The 17,379-nt window shown below is 37.7% G+C and carries 16 protein-coding genes and 1 pseudogene; 12 read left to right on the top strand and 5 right to left on the bottom strand.

The genetic code is table 11. From position 1 onward, the window contains the following. Window positions 1-5: 5 nt before the first annotated feature. A complete protein-coding gene (locus ON15_RS06450) occupies window positions 6-425 on the bottom strand; it encodes a MarR family winged helix-turn-helix transcriptional regulator (RefSeq protein ID WP_010580673.1) in 420 nt (139 codons plus the stop codon). Window positions 426-657: 232 nt separating this feature from the next. Here ON15_RS06450 and ON15_RS06445 point away from each other — a divergent pair, with 232 nt between their 5' ends. Further along, window positions 658-1,188: an RNA polymerase sigma factor gene (locus ON15_RS06445; protein WP_010580672.1), complete on the top strand. Its 531-nt coding sequence runs from the start codon at window positions 658-660 to the stop codon at window positions 1,186-1,188. Beyond that, window positions 1,189-2,079, top strand: coding sequence for an RsiV family protein (locus tag ON15_RS06440; protein WP_010580671.1), 891 nt, complete (start codon window positions 1,189-1,191; stop codon window positions 2,077-2,079). A gap of 318 nt (window positions 2,080-2,397) precedes the next feature. Here ON15_RS06440 and ON15_RS06435 read toward each other — a convergent pair whose 3' ends face one another. Further along, window positions 2,398-3,390, bottom strand: a complete 993-nt coding sequence (locus ON15_RS06435; RefSeq protein WP_081580175.1) for an MFS transporter — start codon at window positions 3,388-3,390, stop codon at window positions 2,398-2,400. On the opposite strand from ON15_RS06435, the gene ON15_RS06430 reads away from it, so the two are divergent. The 6 genes and pseudogenes from ON15_RS06430 to ON15_RS06405 all read left to right on the top strand — a co-directional run bounded on the left by ON15_RS06430 (window position 3,351) and on the right by ON15_RS06405 (window position 10,361). Continuing rightward, entirely contained in the window at window positions 3,351-3,995 is a 645-nt protein-coding gene (locus tag ON15_RS06430) for a winged helix-turn-helix domain-containing protein (RefSeq protein WP_010580668.1), read from the top strand. The two genes, ON15_RS06435 and ON15_RS06430, sit on opposite strands and share 40 nt — an antisense overlap. A gap of 149 nt (window positions 3,996-4,144) precedes the next feature. Beyond that, entirely contained in the window at window positions 4,145-5,776 is a 1,632-nt protein-coding gene (locus ON15_RS06425; protein ID WP_010580667.1) for a peptide ABC transporter substrate-binding protein, read from the top strand. A gap of 107 nt (window positions 5,777-5,883) precedes the next feature. Then, a complete protein-coding gene (locus ON15_RS06420) occupies window positions 5,884-8,769 on the top strand; it encodes a DUF3427 domain-containing protein (RefSeq protein WP_010580666.1) in 2,886 nt (961 codons plus the stop codon). Window positions 8,770-8,825: 56 nt separating this feature from the next. Next, window positions 8,826-9,170 carry an Arc family DNA-binding protein gene (locus tag ON15_RS06415; protein ID WP_010580665.1) on the top strand — a complete coding sequence of 115 codons (345 nt, stop codon included), beginning with the start codon at window positions 8,826-8,828 and terminating at the stop codon, window positions 9,168-9,170. Between the two features lie 27 nt (window positions 9,171-9,197). Next, window positions 9,198-10,008 (top strand): annotated as a pseudogene (locus ON15_RS06410) (SPFH domain-containing protein). Window positions 10,009-10,148: 140 nt separating this feature from the next. Further along, window positions 10,149-10,361 carry a DUF3923 family protein gene (locus ON15_RS06405; protein ID WP_010580663.1) on the top strand — a complete coding sequence of 71 codons (213 nt, stop codon included), beginning with the start codon at window positions 10,149-10,151 and terminating at the stop codon, window positions 10,359-10,361. Window positions 10,362-10,477: 116 nt separating this feature from the next. On the opposite strand, the gene ON15_RS06400 is transcribed toward ON15_RS06405, so the two are convergent. From ON15_RS06400 to ON15_RS11760, 3 genes are all read right to left on the bottom strand, one after another. Continuing rightward, window positions 10,478-10,762: a helix-turn-helix domain-containing protein gene (locus tag ON15_RS06400; RefSeq protein WP_010580662.1), complete on the bottom strand. Its 285-nt coding sequence runs from the start codon at window positions 10,760-10,762 to the stop codon at window positions 10,478-10,480. Continuing rightward, a complete protein-coding gene (locus tag ON15_RS06395; RefSeq protein WP_010580661.1) occupies window positions 10,762-11,109 on the bottom strand; it encodes a type II toxin-antitoxin system RelE/ParE family toxin in 348 nt (115 codons plus the stop codon). Before ON15_RS06395 ends, ON15_RS06400 begins: the two co-directional genes overlap by 1 nt. 125 nt (window positions 11,110-11,234) lie before the next feature. Continuing rightward, window positions 11,235-11,375, bottom strand: a complete 141-nt coding sequence (locus ON15_RS11760; protein WP_156397609.1) for a hypothetical protein — start codon at window positions 11,373-11,375, stop codon at window positions 11,235-11,237. Window positions 11,376-11,692: 317 nt separating this feature from the next. On the opposite strand from ON15_RS11760, the gene guaB reads away from it, so the two are divergent. From guaB to ON15_RS06375, 4 genes are all read left to right on the top strand, one after another. Continuing rightward, the gene (guaB, locus tag ON15_RS06390; protein ID WP_010580660.1) at window positions 11,693-13,177 is read left to right on the top strand and encodes an IMP dehydrogenase; all 1,485 of its coding nucleotides are present in this window, start codon (window positions 11,693-11,695) and stop codon (window positions 13,175-13,177) included. A gap of 146 nt (window positions 13,178-13,323) precedes the next feature. Continuing rightward, a complete protein-coding gene (locus ON15_RS06385) occupies window positions 13,324-14,058 on the top strand; it encodes a demethylmenaquinone methyltransferase (protein WP_010580659.1) in 735 nt (244 codons plus the stop codon). 233 nt (window positions 14,059-14,291) lie between these two features. Further along, complete coding sequence (locus ON15_RS06380) at window positions 14,292-14,996, top strand: MIP/aquaporin family protein (protein ID WP_010580658.1); 705 nt, start codon at window positions 14,292-14,294, stop codon at window positions 14,994-14,996. Between the two features lie 219 nt (window positions 14,997-15,215). Continuing rightward, complete coding sequence (locus tag ON15_RS06375) at window positions 15,216-17,261, top strand: methyl-accepting chemotaxis protein (RefSeq protein ID WP_010580657.1); 2,046 nt, start codon at window positions 15,216-15,218, stop codon at window positions 17,259-17,261. Window positions 17,262-17,379 lie beyond the last annotated feature (118 nt).

The following is a 17,379-nucleotide window of genomic DNA, read 5'->3' as shown; positions in this document are numbered from 1 at the left end:
TCCTTTTATTTTTTAGGCTGCAATAATAATGAAATCAAGTGGGCTAACTGAATTTTTTGTTGTTCAGTTAAAACAGCCAAAAGTTCCTGACCAGCAAAAGTTCCGTGTTGCTTCAATTCTTGGACTAAGTCTTTCCCCGTTTGCGTCAAATAAATTTGATGCTGGCGGGCGTCAGTCGGGTCAGCTTTGATCATTAGCAGTTGGCGCTGGCGCAATTTCATAACTAATTTTTGTGCGGCTTGATGACTGACTTGCAGATGACTTTTTAAATGGCTGACTAAATGTCCCGGATGATCAGCAAAATAAAGCAGAATCTCAGATTGACTAGCAGTTAAATCATGTGCCACCAAGTCAGTCTGGCGACGATTGCTTAATTGATTGCCTAATTTTATTAGTTGCCTTTGTAAACTAAAATCATCGATCAATTGATTGAATCCCTCCCAGCATATATACAACCAGTTGTATATATGCTATATAATAGCACCAATTACAGCAATTGACTAGTTATTTAAAATATTCCTTAAAAAAAACAATTTTAACTCGCGAGCTAATTATTTAATGAGAAAATGTTAGCGATATTTTTTCGCTAAATCCGGCAAACTTTTTGAAACTTTTTAGGAATTAGCAACGTCTTAGGTATTAGGAACCAGAAAGTCGGTGAGAAAGATTTTCAATCAATTTCAAAAAAGGCGCCAGCGCAAACGAGCTATTAATCAGCTGGAAGAATTAGTGCGGACACAATCTTCCAAAATGTATCGAATAGCTTTGAGTTATACCCATAGCCCGCAAGATACGCTTGACGTTTTGCAAACTAGTTTTAATAAAGCCTTAAAAGCTATTGATCAACAGCCTAATTTGGTGATTAATGATCCAGCTGCTTGGTATTATCGGATTCTGATCAATTCCTGCCGTGATTTTTGGCGGATGCAGCAGCATCAACCAATCAAAGCAAATTTTGACTTGGAAAAAATGATGCTGCCAACACCGCAGATTGCAAGCTTTGAGCTGCGAGAGATTATTGATTTGTTGGATAGTCCGGCAAAAGAAATCATCATTTTAAAATTTTTTGAGGGTTTTACCCTTCAAGAAATTGGAACAATTTTGAACTTAAACGTCAATACAGTTAAAACCAAGATGTACCGTGCCTTAAACGAATTGCGTCGGATTCTGGAGAAGGGAGGATACTAGATGATATTTACTAAAGATATTTTAAGTGCGTTAAAAACAGCTTATCGGTCAGTTGCAATTCCTGACAAAACTGGACAGAAAATTCAACAATTATTTCAGCTGGAAGTCAAAAAGTATCAGCGTCAGCAGCGTTTTAAATTTTGGGGCAAATTAACCGGAACAGTTCTAATGACAGCCTTAGTCGGTATCTTGTTAATTGCTTCAATTGCTCCTTGGCGTTCAGCAGCAGCTAAAGTACCAATCATCGGCCGAATAGTTCGAGTTTTAACGGGGGCTGAATTTCAGGATAAAGCCCCTAGTTTTCGCATCAAACTGAAAGTTCCCAAAATCAATTCAAAAAGTGACGCGATCCATTCTTTGAATCAGCGCTACTTGGCGGATGCTCAGCAAAAATATCAACAAGTAGAAAAAGAGATCAAACAAAATAAGGGTGAAAAACTGACAGTTACTAGCAATTATCAAAAAGTGGTCGATGATCAACGCTTCCTAGTTATTAAACGACAAACAACGGAGACTAAAGCTGATTCGGCAACAACCGTCAAATATGATGTGATTGATAAAAAAGCACAAATGGTATTAAGCCTGCCGTTGTTGTTTAAGAATCAAGCTTATCTAACAACAATTAGTAATGAAATTCAGCATCAGATCAAACAGCAAATCGCCAAATCATCCAATAAAATCTATTGGACAAAAAAGGATCTGGCTGAAAATGAGGGAGTTAAAGGAACAATTTTGAAAGCAGCGCATACATTCTATCTTAATCACCAGCACCAGTTGGTAATCGTTTTTGAGCAATTTGCGATTGCTCCCGGTTATATGGGCAATCCCAAATTCGTAATTCCAACCAAGGTGATTAAAAAGGACTTAGTTAATCCAAATTATTTAAAATAAAAAACGGCAAAGAATTACTCGTTAGCAGTTAAGCTATGGGTAATTTTTACTGATGATTCTTAATCGATTTGTGAAAAGAAGGAATCAGGAAAAGTAAGTAGCTAATCATTAATAAACCACTAATAATAAAGATTATGGCTCCGTTACTAAGCATTTGAAAAAGGAAAGTATATGTGATGGTTCCAAAGGGTAAACTAGCTGTTGCTGCTGTTTGTAATAATGAGAAAAGCTTTCCCAGGATTTCAGCTGGAACAGTGGTTTGAAAGTAAATGTTGGTTGCTATATTGATCCAAGAAATACTAATTCCTAATATGATCATCAAAAAAATCCCCAATAAGGCAATTGAAATTTAGAAGTCGAAGTTTCGTTCAGTAAAAAGCCAAAGAGAATTGTGGATAGGCCAACAACATTTAAATTTAAAAGCAGTCTGCTTAAAAAGTGGTGATTATCTTTGGAAAAGCTCATCAAAAAAATGCCAATTAAAATTCCGAGAGAAATTCCAGCTTCTAAAAATCCAACTAACTTACTTCCAGCGTGCAGCTGTTTAATTATTACGTAAGGTAAACCAATATTAAATGCCGATAATAAGAAATTAATTACGACATCTAAAAAAATAATAACTTTCAATACGGAATGATGCCTTAAATACTTGAAACTAGCTTTAAAGCCTGGTAGCTGACGATCATTTTTAGCAATTTTTAAGGGAGCAATTGAATGGAATTTCATTGATAACAATAACAGCCAGGCAATGCTGGTAGCGCCAATTTCAAAAGCAATAAAAAAATCAAAATCAGTAAGAGAATAAAGAAAAACACCTAATACAAAAGCAAAAATGTTGGCTGAGGCTGTGGCAGCCTGAGATAAAGAACTTAATTTTGCTAAGTAACGTGGATTAACTAATTTATGAATAGAAGCTGCATAAGTGGTATTGGTGAAGTTGTTTGAAATTGCATTAATAATTAAGAAGATAACAATTGATATCATTTTAGCGTTATTTTGAAATAAATTAAACGTTAAACTCAAAGCACCTAAACCCATTAACCGGCCTAATAGACTAATTAATAGTATTTTTTTATGAGAATATTTATCAGCAATTAGGCCAACGGGGACCATGAAAGTTAAACTAATGATTGGTGTGACAATTAAATCTAAGCCAAAGCTAATTGCGTTTTGAGTTGTTTGGAGCAGCATCAATCCCAGGCCAAAAGCAAACATTTCTGAGCTTAGGGAGTTAATTAAGCTACTAGTAACATCTTTAAGAATCTGGATTTTTGATTGCTGATCAGTTATCGCAGGGTAAACAGCTGTCATTTGATTCAGTTCCGAATGAATTCTTTAAGTTTGCTAAATTACTAGCAGATGAAAAAGTAATTGCAATTTTAAGTGCAGCTAAGGATCCGCAGGGACTAACTTCCAAAGAAATTTCGCGAAAAGTTAAGATCCCGGTTAATCAGCTTTATTACACGGTAAAAAAATTAGTGAATGCCAAAATGCTGCAAGTTACGCAGAAAAAAACAATTAATAATTTTCAGGAATTTTTTTACTCAAGCTATCGGATGTTCCATCAAACCGCTAAAGTATTAGCAGCCAACGAACAATTGGAAGATCAAACTGATTTGAAGATTGCTCCTGAGTGGGCAAAAGAACATCAGGCGGAGATACTTCAGTTGATTTTATATCAAGATCAGCAATTTATTGCAACTTTGCAAAAGGAACTAGCAACTTATCAAAACCAGCCAAGTGAATTATCAACATTTTTTGTCAGCAGCAGCTTAACACTCTCAAAAGATGCAGAAAAAAACTTTGAAGCAGAATTATTTAAGCTGATAAAAAAGGCTCAAGTTGCATCAAAGAACGCTAAGCAAGTTAGAACGGTTAAGCTCGTAATTAAGAAATGGCCTGATCAGCAAGATTAAACTTTGGTTCAAAAAATTGTGATTTTTAAAGTTGTAGATTTAACTGCATTGAAGACTGAAACAACTAAATTGAGCTTTTCCTTGATATTTTTTCGGTAATAGCATAAAATGCTAATGTTGTGAATTAAATATTGGGGGGAAAAACAACTTTGAAATGGAAAAGATACTCGGTAATTTCTTTTTTAGCGGGGATACTGTTATTACTAACAGCTTGCGGGCAGCAAAACTCTGCCAACCAGAAACAGGTACTGAATTTGAGTGCGACTGCGCCGTTAGATACAATCGATATTTCTAAGTCGACCGGTTATGGCCAAACTGGCAATGTTTTTGAAAGTTTTTATCGTTTGGGAAAAAAGGGCAAGCCAACAGCTGGTTTGGCTAAAAGTGCCCAAGTTTCAGCAGACGGTAAAACTTGGACATTTAAATTAAGAAAAGCTAATTGGAGTAATGGTGATCGCATCACCGCGCAGGATTTCGTTTATTCTTGGCGTCGGACTTTGAAGCCGCAGACTAAGTCACCCTATGCTTATTTATTCAGTGGCATCAAAAACGCTGATGCAATTATTGCGGGGAAAAAGTCAGCTGATCAAATTGGGATCAGTGCGCCCAATCAACAGACCGTTGTTGTCAAATTGGACAAGCCAATTGCTTATTTCAAGGTCTTGATGGCCTATCCTTTGTTTGGACCACAAGATCAAAAAGTGGTGAAGAAGTATGGCAAAAAGTATGGGACACGTTCGCAATATATGGTTTATTCCGGCCCATTTGTCATCAAAGATTGGAACGGAACTGGCAATAAGTGGGAATTTGTTAAAAATCCTCATTATTGGGATCACAAAGTGGTTAGATTGCAACAGATCAATTATACTGTGGTCGAAAATCCCACGACCGGTCATGAATTATATCAGCAGAACAAGCTAGATATGACACCGTTGTCGAATCAACAAGTTAAAAATTATCGCCAGTCAGCTCAATTTAAAGCTTATCCTTATTCCTATATTTCATATTTAGCTTATAATTTTAAGGACCACAATTCGCAAAAACGCCAAGCTTTGAATAATCGTAATTTGCGGTTGGCTTTGTCATTGGCAATCGATCGTCAAGTGCTGACTAAAAAAGTTTTAGGGGATGGCTCGTATTTGCCAAAAGGCTTTGTTGCTAAGGGCTTAGCGGATGATCCACAAACAGGCAAGGATTTTGCTGACCAGCAAGCGGTTAAGAATACAGTCGCTTATCAGCCGGCTTTAGCGAAGAAGTATTGGAAAAAAGCTTTGCAAGAAACTGGGCTTAAACAATTAAAATTAACTTTGCTGGCATCCAACGACGATAATAGCAGCAGCGTGGTCGCCCAGTATTTACAGTCACAATATGCAAAAGTCTTACCGGGTTTGTCGATCACAATTCGCAGTGTTCCAGGAAATAATGCTTTACAAAAGGCTCAAAAAGGTGATTTTGATTTATACTTGTCAGGCTGGGGTGGGGATTTTAATGATCCGATCACGTTCTTGCAGATTCCAGTCACCGGGACGTCTTATAATTATGGCAACTATTCGAATACCAAGTATGATGAACTGATTCAGCAAGCTCAAAACCAAGATGCTAATCATGCTAATCAACGTTGGCAAGATCTAGTGGCAGCTGCGCGGATCTTTAATCAAGATCAAGGAGTTACACCAATCTATCAGCAGGTAACTTCATATTTGCAAAAATCAGATGTGAAGGGAATTATTCACAATACAGCTGGTACACAATGGAATTATAAGTACGCTTATAAAAAATGATTAAATTGAATTCTCTAAGGCAAACTGTGAGTGGCAGATTGTCTTAGAGATTTTTTTTGCATTATACTGAGAATAAATAATAATGAAAAATGGATGGATAATAAGAAATGGATTTTGATCAAATGATTGCCCAAGCAGCAGTTAGCGGCTTGGCTGCCCAACAGTTGACGGCAAATAATAATTTGCAACCGCAACTGCTGACGAATACACCAAGCGAAACAATTTGGGAACACTTACGCCAGCAATTGGAAACTTGTCGAACTTTTTGTTTCGCAGTGGCGTTTATTTCTGCTGATATGTTACCGCCATTTAAAGCGGTGCTGGCTGATCTGGCTGAAAAACAGATCAGCGGTCGATTAATTACATCAGATTATTTGGGATTTAACCAGCCAACAGCACTGGCTGAATTATTGAAAATTCCCAATTTGACAGTTAGAATTTCGCCTTTGGCTGGATTTCATGTTAAGGGCTATTATTTTGAACATCAAGCTCCAACTTATCAGACGATGATTATTGGCAGTGCTAATTTTACTCGCTCTGCGCTTTTACAGAACTATGAATGGAATTTGGAACTGAATTCTTTGCAGCAAGGCACTTTGACCCAACGAGTTCAGCAGGAATTAAGCCAACTTTGGCAAACTGGTCAGCCCTTGACAGTTCAATGGCTAAAAGCTTATCAGCTGCGTTATCAAGCAAGTGTAAGAAAACCTTTGACGGCATCCTATGTTGAAAAAAATCCCATCAAGCCTAATCAAATGCAGCAAAGCGCCTTGCAGCAGTTAGCAGCTTTGCGCCAAACCAACGCTCGGCGTGGGCTGGTGATTTCAGCAACCGGAACTGGCAAAACTTATCTAGGAGCCTTAGACGTTCAGCAGTTTGCTCCGCGACGCATGTTATTTGTGGTTCATCGCGAGCAGATTTTGAAAAAGGCATTAGCTAGTTTCCGGGAAATTTTAGGCGGTCCAGCCAGTGATTTTGGAATTTTAAGCGGTAATTTTCAGCAATTTTCAGCAAAATATTTGTTTGCAACGATTCAAACACTCAATAAACCAGCAGTTTTGCAGCAATTCTCCCCAACAACTTTTGATTATTTGCTGATTGATGAGGCGCATCGAACGGGAGCCGCTAGTTATCAGCGCTTGTTGGCTTATTTTCAGCCGAAATTTTGTTTGGGAATGACCGCTACTCCGGAACGCAGCGATGATTATAGTATTTTTCAATTATTTGATTATAATATTGCCTACGAGATTCGCTTAAAAGATGCTTTGGCAGCCAAAATGCTTTGTCCTTTTCACTATATTGGGATTAGAGATTACCAATATCACGGTCAGCTGCTAACAGATCAAGCACCATTACGGCAACTTATTGCACCCAAACGAGTTGCTTACGTCTTAAAGCAATTAGAATATTATCGTGATCATACCCAGCCTAATCGTGGCTTGATTTTTTGTACTCGGCGTCAAGAAGCTGAGCAGATTGCTCAAGCTTTGAGTGATCAAGGTCATCCTGCTCAAGCAGTTGATGGGACTGATTCGATTCGCCGGCGGGAAAACTTAGTCCGTAAGTTAGAAGTTAGTCAATTGGAGTATTTGGTTACAGTTGACATTTTTAATGAGGGGATCGATATCCCAACAATCAATCAAATTGTAATGTTGCGGAACACACAATCGCAAATTGTCTTTTTGCAGCAATTGGGTCGCGGATTGCGGTTGGCGCCTGGGAAAAAATTTGTGACAGTCTTGGATTTCATAGGAAATTATCAAAATAACTATTTGATTCCGTTAGCCTTAACGGAGGATCATTCGTTAAATAAAGATCACGCTCGACAAACGTTGGAGTTAGAACCAGTTTTAGGCTTATCAACGATCACTTTCACTAAGGTAGCCCGTCAACAGATCTATAATTCTTTGCAACGCGTTAAACTAGATGCCTTCTTACGTTTACGGCAAGCGTATCAGCAATTGAAACAACGCTTGGGACGGATCCCGCTTTTAGCGGATTTTGCGCGGCAGCAGTTGGTGGATGTCCAAGTTTTTGCGCAAAATCAGCAAATTGATAATTATTATCAATTTTTGTTGAAAATGAAAGAAGATTTGCCGGTTTTACCAACTTTAGCTGATCAGTGGCTCAGTTTTGTTACTAAAGAACTGATCAATGGAATGCGCCAACATGAATTATTATTGCTGCAAAAACTCAGCTGTCAGCCAAGTTTAACTCGTCAAGACTATCTTGTCTGTTTGCAGCAGCATAACTGCTATTGCAATCAAGCGGTTTTAGACTCGGTTGCCAAAATTTTAAACTTGGATTTTTATCAAGTTAAGACTGGCAAACAGTTGCAAGCTGCCAAATATGGCAATCAGCCCTTGGTCGTCGAAAAAAATGGCTGCTACGTTTTAAATCAGACATTGCATCATTGGTTAACAGAATTTCCCTGGTTTCAACGGCTGTGGAAAGACGGTTTGACTGCGGGTTTGCTGCGCTCAAGCCAATATTGCTCACAACAACCATTGACCCTTTATCAAAAATATACTCGGAAAGATGTCTGTCGTTTATTGAATTGGCCGTTAGATGTTAGTGCACCGCTGTACGGTTATCGGGTTGGTAAAACTGCTTGTCCGATCTTCATAACTTATCAAAAAGATGCGGCCCAAAATGCCCGAGCTGGCAGCTATAGCAACTATTTTTTAAATCGCGCAACGATCCGCTGGTACACTCGTAGTCCGCGACATCTGGATTCTTCTGAGGTCCAGCAGTTATTGGCACGTGATCAACAGGGCAACTACCAAGTGACGATTCATTTGTTTGTTAAAAGAAGTGATGCAGAAGGTAAAAATTTCTTTTACTTAGGGACATGTCGGCCGATCCGTGCTCGTGAAGTTCAACTTAAAAACGTTCAGCAGCGGACCAAAACTGCGGTCGAGCTGCTCTTGCAGTTGCAGCAGCCGCTAGCATATCAATATTATCGTTTACTGACAGGGGCAAAAAACAATTGACTTTTAATACTCCAATGATATCATAATAATATCAGATAGCGGAAAGGAGGAATATTTTGGCAGAAGAAATGACAACTTTTTTGTTGCGGTTGCCAAGCAGATTGAAAACTCAACTAGAGCAACGAGCTAAACAGGAAAATCGCAGTCTTAACAGTTTGTTAATTACCTTGATTGAACGTGAACTGCAGCCTTCTAAGCCAGCAGCTTCACTAGAACATCGCCAGTTTTTAGGTAAAGTAGTGGCGAGTCGGCAGATTGATCCAGGAAATGGGCTGGCTCAGGTTGATGGCATCTATTATCGCTATTTGATCGAAGGCAATGCAGGTTTTCAAGCGAAGAAGGATTATATCATTATTGAAGCTAATGGAAATATTTTAACTTTGCGACCAGTTGAGCTTTGAGCTGCAAGCAATCTAAGGAGGAATCACATGTTAGGGTTTAAGGTAGTCCATCAAAATTGTCAAGGCTTGGTTGAAACGCTTGGCAAATATCGGCGGACAGTTGATGCTGGACTGCATTTTTATTTGCCGTTTTTACAACAGATTAGAACGGTTAATTTAGCAATGCGGCCATTGAAACTATCACAATATTCAGTGATCACTAAAGATAACGCGGATATTAAGGCTAGTGTGACATTAAATTATCATGTAACTGACGCGCAAAAGTACACGTATGAGAATACGGACTCAGTTGAATCAATGTCGCAATTAGTTCGTGGGCATTTACGCGATATTATTGGTCGGTTGGAATTGACTGATGCGCTTGGCTCAACTTCAAAGATCAATGCTAACTTAGCTGCGGCCATTGGTGATTTAACGAATGTTTATGGGATCAACGTTGATCGGGTCAATATTGACGAGCTGACACCATCAGTAGCTATCCAAGAAGCCATGGATAAGCAATTGACGGCCGACCGAGAGCGAATTGCCACAATTGCGAAAGCTGAAGGTGAAGCCCAAAATATTAAATTAACGACCGATGCTCGAAATCGAGCGTTGATTGAAACCCGCTCAGGCGCAAGCCCAAGCAACCCGTACTCAAGCAGATGCCGAAAATTATCGAATTGCCAAAGTCGCGGCAGCTTTAAAAGAAGTTGATGAAAATTATTTCAAAGATCAAAGCATTGCAGCCTTTATTAAGCTTGCCAATTCAAACAGCAATTTGGTAGTCATGCCCAAAGACGAAATCACTAGTTTAGGGCAGGTCCCAGTCATTAAAAAAATGTTGGAACAAGAGTAAAAGTGAAGGGATAAAGATATCCAAATAATTTTTCAGCTAGGATTAAATAATCAATTGCCAATTTTTCTTAATAATTATCAAATTACCTGAATTATTTATAGTTCATAAAAAGTACCAAAAGAAGGAATAACCCAAAACACATGAAATTAAAAGTTTGGTGGTTAAGTAATCTTATTTGGCTAATCATCTTCAGTATATTAAGCTTTGTAATTTTTATTAGAAAAGTTGATGGAGCTGGAACAATTCAAACGCCAGCAACTAAATTAGCTGCTTTTATTGTGCTAGTGGTTTTCTTTATTTTTATCATCTTGATCCAACTTGTCTTACTGCTATTTGTTAAGCATAGAAAGTAAAACTAAATTATAGAGACTATAACTATCAAATAATCCCGCGAAAATATTGAAATACCCCCTAATATCTATAGTGTAGATATTAGGGGGTATTTATCTTTTATTATTAGTAATGGTCTTTAAGAAATGGGGCTAAATTGAATTGTTAATCGTTGATTAGTTGCTTGTGCAATCTCAGATAATACCTTAGTTGAAGCATTCATTGATCCATTTTCAATTCTAGCAATGGTTGATTGTGGTTTACCAACTAAAGTAGCAAATTCACGTTGACTCATACCCATATTTTCACGGAGATCACGAACTTTAACCGCTACCTCTAAGTTGATATTTTCTTGTTCAACGAGTTTTGCAAAGTCAGGATTGTCTTTACTTCTTTCAGCAACATATTCATCAATTTTACTCATTATTGGTCCTCCTTGTTAAAATACTGGCTTCGTCGATTCCGAGCAATCTTCTTTTCACTTTCTGGCGTTTTTTGCGTTTTTTTAGTAAAAGCATTGGTGATTAAGTACTGAGATCCTTGTACTTGAAAATAGATAGCTCTCTGAATATTTGAAGCTCTCTTAGAACGAATTTCATAGAGATTGTTTTCTAGTTTTTTAACCCATAATTGACGTTCTGCGATAATTAAACCGTTATTTTCAATATTTTGAATAGTCGCAATTAACTTGGCAGCATCTTTATCAGGTAGTTGATCTAAAAATTGTTTAAACTCATTCCAATCATAGTAGTCAAATTTTATTCTTTTCATAGTTATATGATAGCGAATAAGCCATCAAAAAGCAAATAAGTTATTGCACAAGTATGTGTCAAGGTTCTCTCGGTAGCTCCAAAAATTGAACTTTTTCGTATTTTTGCTATTCTAAAATATCTTTGCTAGTCTTCCAATCGCTCGAAAGAAGTTCCTAACACTTCGCATAATAAGCTCAAAAATAATCGTAAGATTTTAAGTTCTGCTTCCAATAAATCATTTGAACTCTTTAAAATTTTCACAATTTCTGATACAGTTTCAGTCATAGAGAGCCGCTCCTTCTCTTTGTTTGTAGTTGATTCAATAAGAAGGATAGCGGCCTTCTTTTTATTTGGAAACCCCTTACCGAGAAAAACTTTACACTAAATCCCCAAAAAAATTTCGATTGTTTGCTTATAACAGATAAAAACTTTTTTTTAAAAGAACTCTGAAGAAATATTTCAAAATATTAAATTGAAATAGGAATTCAAATTTTAAAGAATGTAATGTAAGTTTTTTCTGAAAAATAGATGAGAATACTTGATTTTATGCTGAAAGTTAGGTATTTTAGAAAATAAAAATTAAAAAAGGAGCGTTTATTGTAATGTCAAATTGGGATACCAAATTTGCTAAGCAAGGTTTTACATTTGATGATGTGTTATTGATTCCAGCTGAAAGTCATGTTTTACCAAATGATGTCGATTTGAAGGTTCAATTAGCTGATAACATCAAGTTAAACATTCCAGTTATCAGTGCCGGAATGGATACGGTGACTGAGTCGGCAATGGCGATTGCGATGGCTCGTCAAGGTGGTTTAGGGGTAATTCATAAAAACATGACGATTGAACGTCAGGCTGATGAAGTACGGAAAGTTAAGCGCTCAGAAAATGGCGTCATTATTGATCCGTTTTTCTTAACGCCAGAGCATACGGTTGCTGAAGCAGAGTCATTAATGAAAAATTATCGCATCAGTGGTGTCCCAATTGTTGATACTTTAGAAAATCGTAAATTTGTTGGTATCATTACTAATCGGGATTTACGATTCATTGAAGATCATCAACAACCAATTGGTGGAGTTATGACGAAAGAAAATCTGATAACCGCTCCAACTGGGACTTCCTTACAAACAGCTAAAAATATTTTGCATAAGCATCGAATTGAAAAATTGCCAATGGTCGATCAAGATGGCCGCTTAACCGGCTTAATTACCATTAAGGATATTGAAAAAGTGGTCGAGTTTCCTCATGCTGCTAAAGATGAACATGGCCGTTTGCTAGCTGGAGCGGCAGTCGGCGTAACTAGTGATACGTTTGAAAGAGCTCAAGCGTTGATTGATGCTGGTGTTGACGCAATTGTGGTTGATACGGCTCATGGTCATTCAGCTGGAGTGATTCGTAAGATCAAAGAAATTCGCGAACATTTTCCCAAGGTAACTTTAATTGCTGGGAATGTTGCGACAGCTGCGGCTACCAAAGCCCTCTATGATGCTGGTGTTGATATTGTCAAAGTAGGTATTGGACCAGGATCAATTTGTACAACACGGATCATTGCCGGAGTTGGTGTTCCTCAGTTAACGGCAGTTTACGATGCAGCCAGTGTTGCACGTGAATATGGTAAAGCAATTATTGCTGATGGCGGGATTAAATATTCTGGTGATATTGTTAAGGCTTTAGCTGCTGGTGGCAATGCAGTTATGCTGGGTAGCATGTTGGCGGGGACTGATGAAGCACCTGGTGAAACCGAGATCTATCAAGGCCGCCGTTTCAAGACTTACCGTGGAATGGGCAGTTTGGCAGCAATGGACAGTAAGCATGGCTCATCTGATCGTTATTTCCAAAGCGGTGTTAATGAAGCTAATAAGTTAGTGCCGGAAGGAATCGAAGGCCGCGTGGCTTATAAAGGCAAAGTTTCTGATGTTATTTATCAGATGGTCGGTGGTTTACGTGCTGGAATGGGCTATGTTGGCGCTTCAAATCTCCAGGATCTGCAAGATAATTCTCAATTTGTCAGGATCTCAAATGCTGGGTTGCGCGAATCTCATCCGCATGATGTTCAAATTACCAAAGAAGCTCCAAACTATAGTAAATAAGTGGAAAAAATCAGGCTGAGGGAATAAGTTTTCCTCAGCTTTTTTGTTTAAATGACCATGAGTTCAATCCGCAAATTGCGTTTGATTGGCGATGCTGGTTAATTAGGATTAAAATTGGTATTGACAATGAAAATGAGGTGGCTTCGATGAAATTAACTAATTCGACATCGCCAATTAAAGTCCAAGCCCTGTTTGATCGCTTGGCGCCTGAATATGATCGGATGAATAATGTGATAACGTTCGGTATTCAGCGGTCGTGGCGTAAAAAGACTTTACAATATCTTAGTTTTCCCACCTCAGCTAAAATTCTGGATCTTTGTTGCGGAACAGGTCATTGGACACTGGATTTAGCTCATAAGGCGAGTCAGCAAAGCCGGATAATTGGTATTGATTTCAGCTCACAAATGTTGGCGGTCGCTCAGCAAAAAGTTCAACAACAAGCATTGATTGGCAAAGTTAACTTGCTACAAGGAGATGTAATGCAGCTGCCATTTGCAGAGAATTCATTTGACCTAGTAACAATTGGTTTTGGTTTGCGAAATGTCAGCGATTTTCACCAAGTCCTCAAAGAAATGGTTCGCGTTGTTCGCCCGGGCGGTCAAGTTGCTTGCTTGGAGACTTCCAAGCCGCCAATTGGTCCATTGCGCTGGGGTTGGCAAGCTTATTTTTCCATCGTTCCCTGGCTGGCTCAGGCTTTTGGCAGCAATCTGCAAGATTATTCATATCTGAAGAAAACAGCTTATAAGTTTCCTGCGGCGCCGGAATTAGCAGAAGAATTTCGCTTAGCTGGTTTACAAAAAGTTGAATATCGTTATTTCACTTTTGGAGCAGGTGCGTTACATATTGGTTACAAGCCGAACAAGTTCTTACAAAATATTTAGTAAACAAGAGCTCAAGCAAGCTCTGGCAGATTCCTTTGAACAAAGATAAAGTCAAAGCCAAAAACTTCACAATCTCTCATAATGTCTTTCTAGTTTCACAATGGTTTAAGCTAGAAGGATTTTTTTAATAGGAAAATGTGGATCAATACAGTATAATGTAAGCGTGTTCAAAAATAAGCTATTTGTGAATAAATTTTCACAAATAATAATTTAGTTTTAAGGAGGAATTTAAAATGAGTGGTTTTTGGGGTGAATTCTTTGGGACAGCCGTTTTGATTATTTTAGGAGTTGGCTGTGGAGCTGGCGTTAATTTGAAAAGCAATTATGCACATGGACAAAATTGGATGTTTATTTCACTTGCTTGGGGTTTAGCGGTAACTTTCGGAGTTTATGTCGCTGGACAATTAGGATCACAAGGACATTTGAATCCGGCTGTAACGCTTGGATTTGCAGCGTTTGGCTTTTTTCCCTGGCATGAAGTTGTTCCCTATTTATTAGGCCAATTTCTGGGTGCTTTTGTTGGGGCAGCTGTAGTTATTATTCAGTATTATCCGCAATTTAAAGTTTCAAAAACCCCAACGCAAGGCAACCAAGTTGGAATCTTCTCAACTGCTCCAGCAATTCAGAATCCGCTATTTAATTTTTTGAGTGAAGTAATTGCAACTTTTGTTTTCATATTCACGTTGCTAAATTTGGGCAATTTTACGCAAGGTTTGAAACCATTAATTGTTGGTTTGCTGATCACAGTTGTTGGACAGGCTTTAGGTGGGACGACTGGATTTGCTTTAAATCCAGCTCGTGATTGGGGACCACGATTAGCGTATACGATTTTACCGGTTCCTAATCGTTCTTCAGCAAATTGGGGTTATGCTTGGGTTCCAATGTTTGGCCCGCTAGCTGGGGGTTTACTAGCAGGAGCTTTACAATCTGTTTTATAAAATGAAAAGGGCTTTTTAAATAATTTTCAGCTTAAATAAGGGCTGCTCAAGTTTTGATTTAAACTTGAGCAGTTTTCTTTTTTATAAGGGATTTACTAATTATAAAAAATTTAAATGAAGAATTTTATGGAGGTTGTCGCAAAGACTAGGTTTAAATTAACTGAATTTAGTCGATAAGGAAACTGTATCAGTATTTTTTGTTGCAAGGAGAGAGGCAGAATGAAGAAAAAAAGCATTGGCAAAATTGTAAGTACAGTCTTAATACTAATTGCCATCATCCCGATTTTAATTACGGTTGTGAGTTCTTACATAAGTACGCGAAATCTTTTGATTGAAAGAACTGATAGTGACAAGCAAACAGCTGTTGCCAGCGTTGCACACAGTCGAAACTCACTGAAGCAATCTGCTAAAAAAGCATTGGACGGAATGGCATCACAGCCGGCATTTAAACAAAAATTTGATTTGAAGAAAATCAAAAATGTTATTTCGGCAGGTGAAACGGAAAATGGAACAGTTGAGAATGCTATTTTTTCGACTTCAACTGGCAAATTTGTTGCCAATAGCACGAGCTTGCCTGCTGGATTTAATCCACTTGTGCGGCCTTGGTATAAAGGTGCAATGAAACAACAAGGAAAAATTTTCTGGTCAGCACCATATATTGATGCCAATACCGGTAAATATATCACCAGTGTTTCTAAAGTGATTAAAAATAATCAAGGGGAAGAAGGCGTACTTTCTTTTAATATCTCTTATGATTCAATTCAACAAGATTTAAGCAAACTGCAGGTTGGCAGAACCGGCAATGCTTTTTTAGTTTCTTCAAGCGGAGTAGTTGTGGCGTCTAAAAACAAAAAATTAGTCGGCAAAAAGATCAAAAATACTCAACTGTTTAAGAGCTTAAAACAGGCCATTGCAAAGAAAAATTCTGGATATATTTTACCTAAAGGCGATTCAAAAGTTCAACGGATTTTTTATCGGAAGAATGGTAATGGTGAATATATTTCGGTTGCCAAGACGCAACGCAGCGAAATTACACCAGAGTTGTCGGCCATTATTCGAAATTCAGCAATTGTAGCAGTTATTATGATAATCGTGAATATTATTTTTGCTAAGGCCATTACCGATCTCATAAAACGTTTGATCAATATTTTTGTCGAATCATTTGAGGATGCTGGACAGGGTAAATTACACACAATTTCTAATACTAAAGTCAAGGTTACTGGTTTTGGCAGCAATCTAGTTAAACAAATGATTAAGTCTGATGAAAATGGCAATGAATATCAACAGTTGACGGCTTATTATAATAAGATGATTAAGTCGATTGGCAGCTTGATAAATGGGATTAAGAATGAAGGCAGCAAAGTTTCAACAATGTCTAATTCATTATTAGGCCTTTCAAAACAAACAAGTAAAGCGACTGAAGAGGTTGCCAAAACAATTACTGGAATTGCAGATGTTACTAGCAACCAAGCTAATGATACACAAAAAAGCGTTGAGCAACTGCAACAGTTATCAAAAACAATTGAAACTATGAGTAACAATGTGCTTAACATCAATAATAAGTCGCAAGAATCTTCTAAAATTAATCAGAATAATATCGTTGTGGCCAATCAGGTCAAAAGCAATTGGAATGAAGAACTCAACAATATGAAAGTCTTAATGAATAAAATGGAAGATTCAAATAACAATATTCAAAGTATTAGCAAGATTATAAATGTTATTAGTGAAATTGCAGATCAAACTAATCTTTTAGCTTTGAATGCTTCGATTGAAGCGGTCAGTGCCGGTGAAGCTGGTAAAGGATTTGCGGTTGTGGCTTCGGAGATCAGAAAGCTTTCCGAACGTAGCAATGCTTCAAGTAAAGAGATTGGTGAAATTATCGAAAAGATTCGCAATCAATCCTCGGAAATGGTTAAGCAGACTAAGACATCATTAGCTGGTGGTGAAAAACAGACAGATTTGATTGTTAAGTCAATTGAGTCTTCACAAGAAGTTTCCCGAAGAAGCGAACTAATGATCAAGGAAATTGAAGAACTGGCAAATTCTAGTCAAAAGATTGTTAAAGTCAAAAATAAGGTTCTGGAAAATCTGGAAAATATTTCAGCTTCAACTGAAGAAAACTCAGCAGGAACTGAGGAGGTTTCGGCAAATTCGGAAGAAGTTTTGGCGACGATGGAAGAATTTACAAGCCATGTTGCAGAATTAAATAAGATTGCCGATCAATTAAAAGAGAACTTAGCAAAGAAATTTGAACTTGATATCTAAATAAAAGGTCAACCAAAACGGACGGAATTCTGGTATTATTTATTCAAATAATGCCAGAATTTTTTTAGGTTGAAAAATCAATTTTAAAATAGTTGTCAAAATATATAAGCTTTTATAT

The organism is Liquorilactobacillus vini DSM 20605 (assembly GCF_000255495.1).
Taxonomy (GTDB): Bacteria; Bacillota; Bacilli; order Lactobacillales; family Lactobacillaceae; genus Liquorilactobacillus; species Liquorilactobacillus vini.
This window is presented reverse-complemented; position numbering and strand designations above follow the sequence as displayed.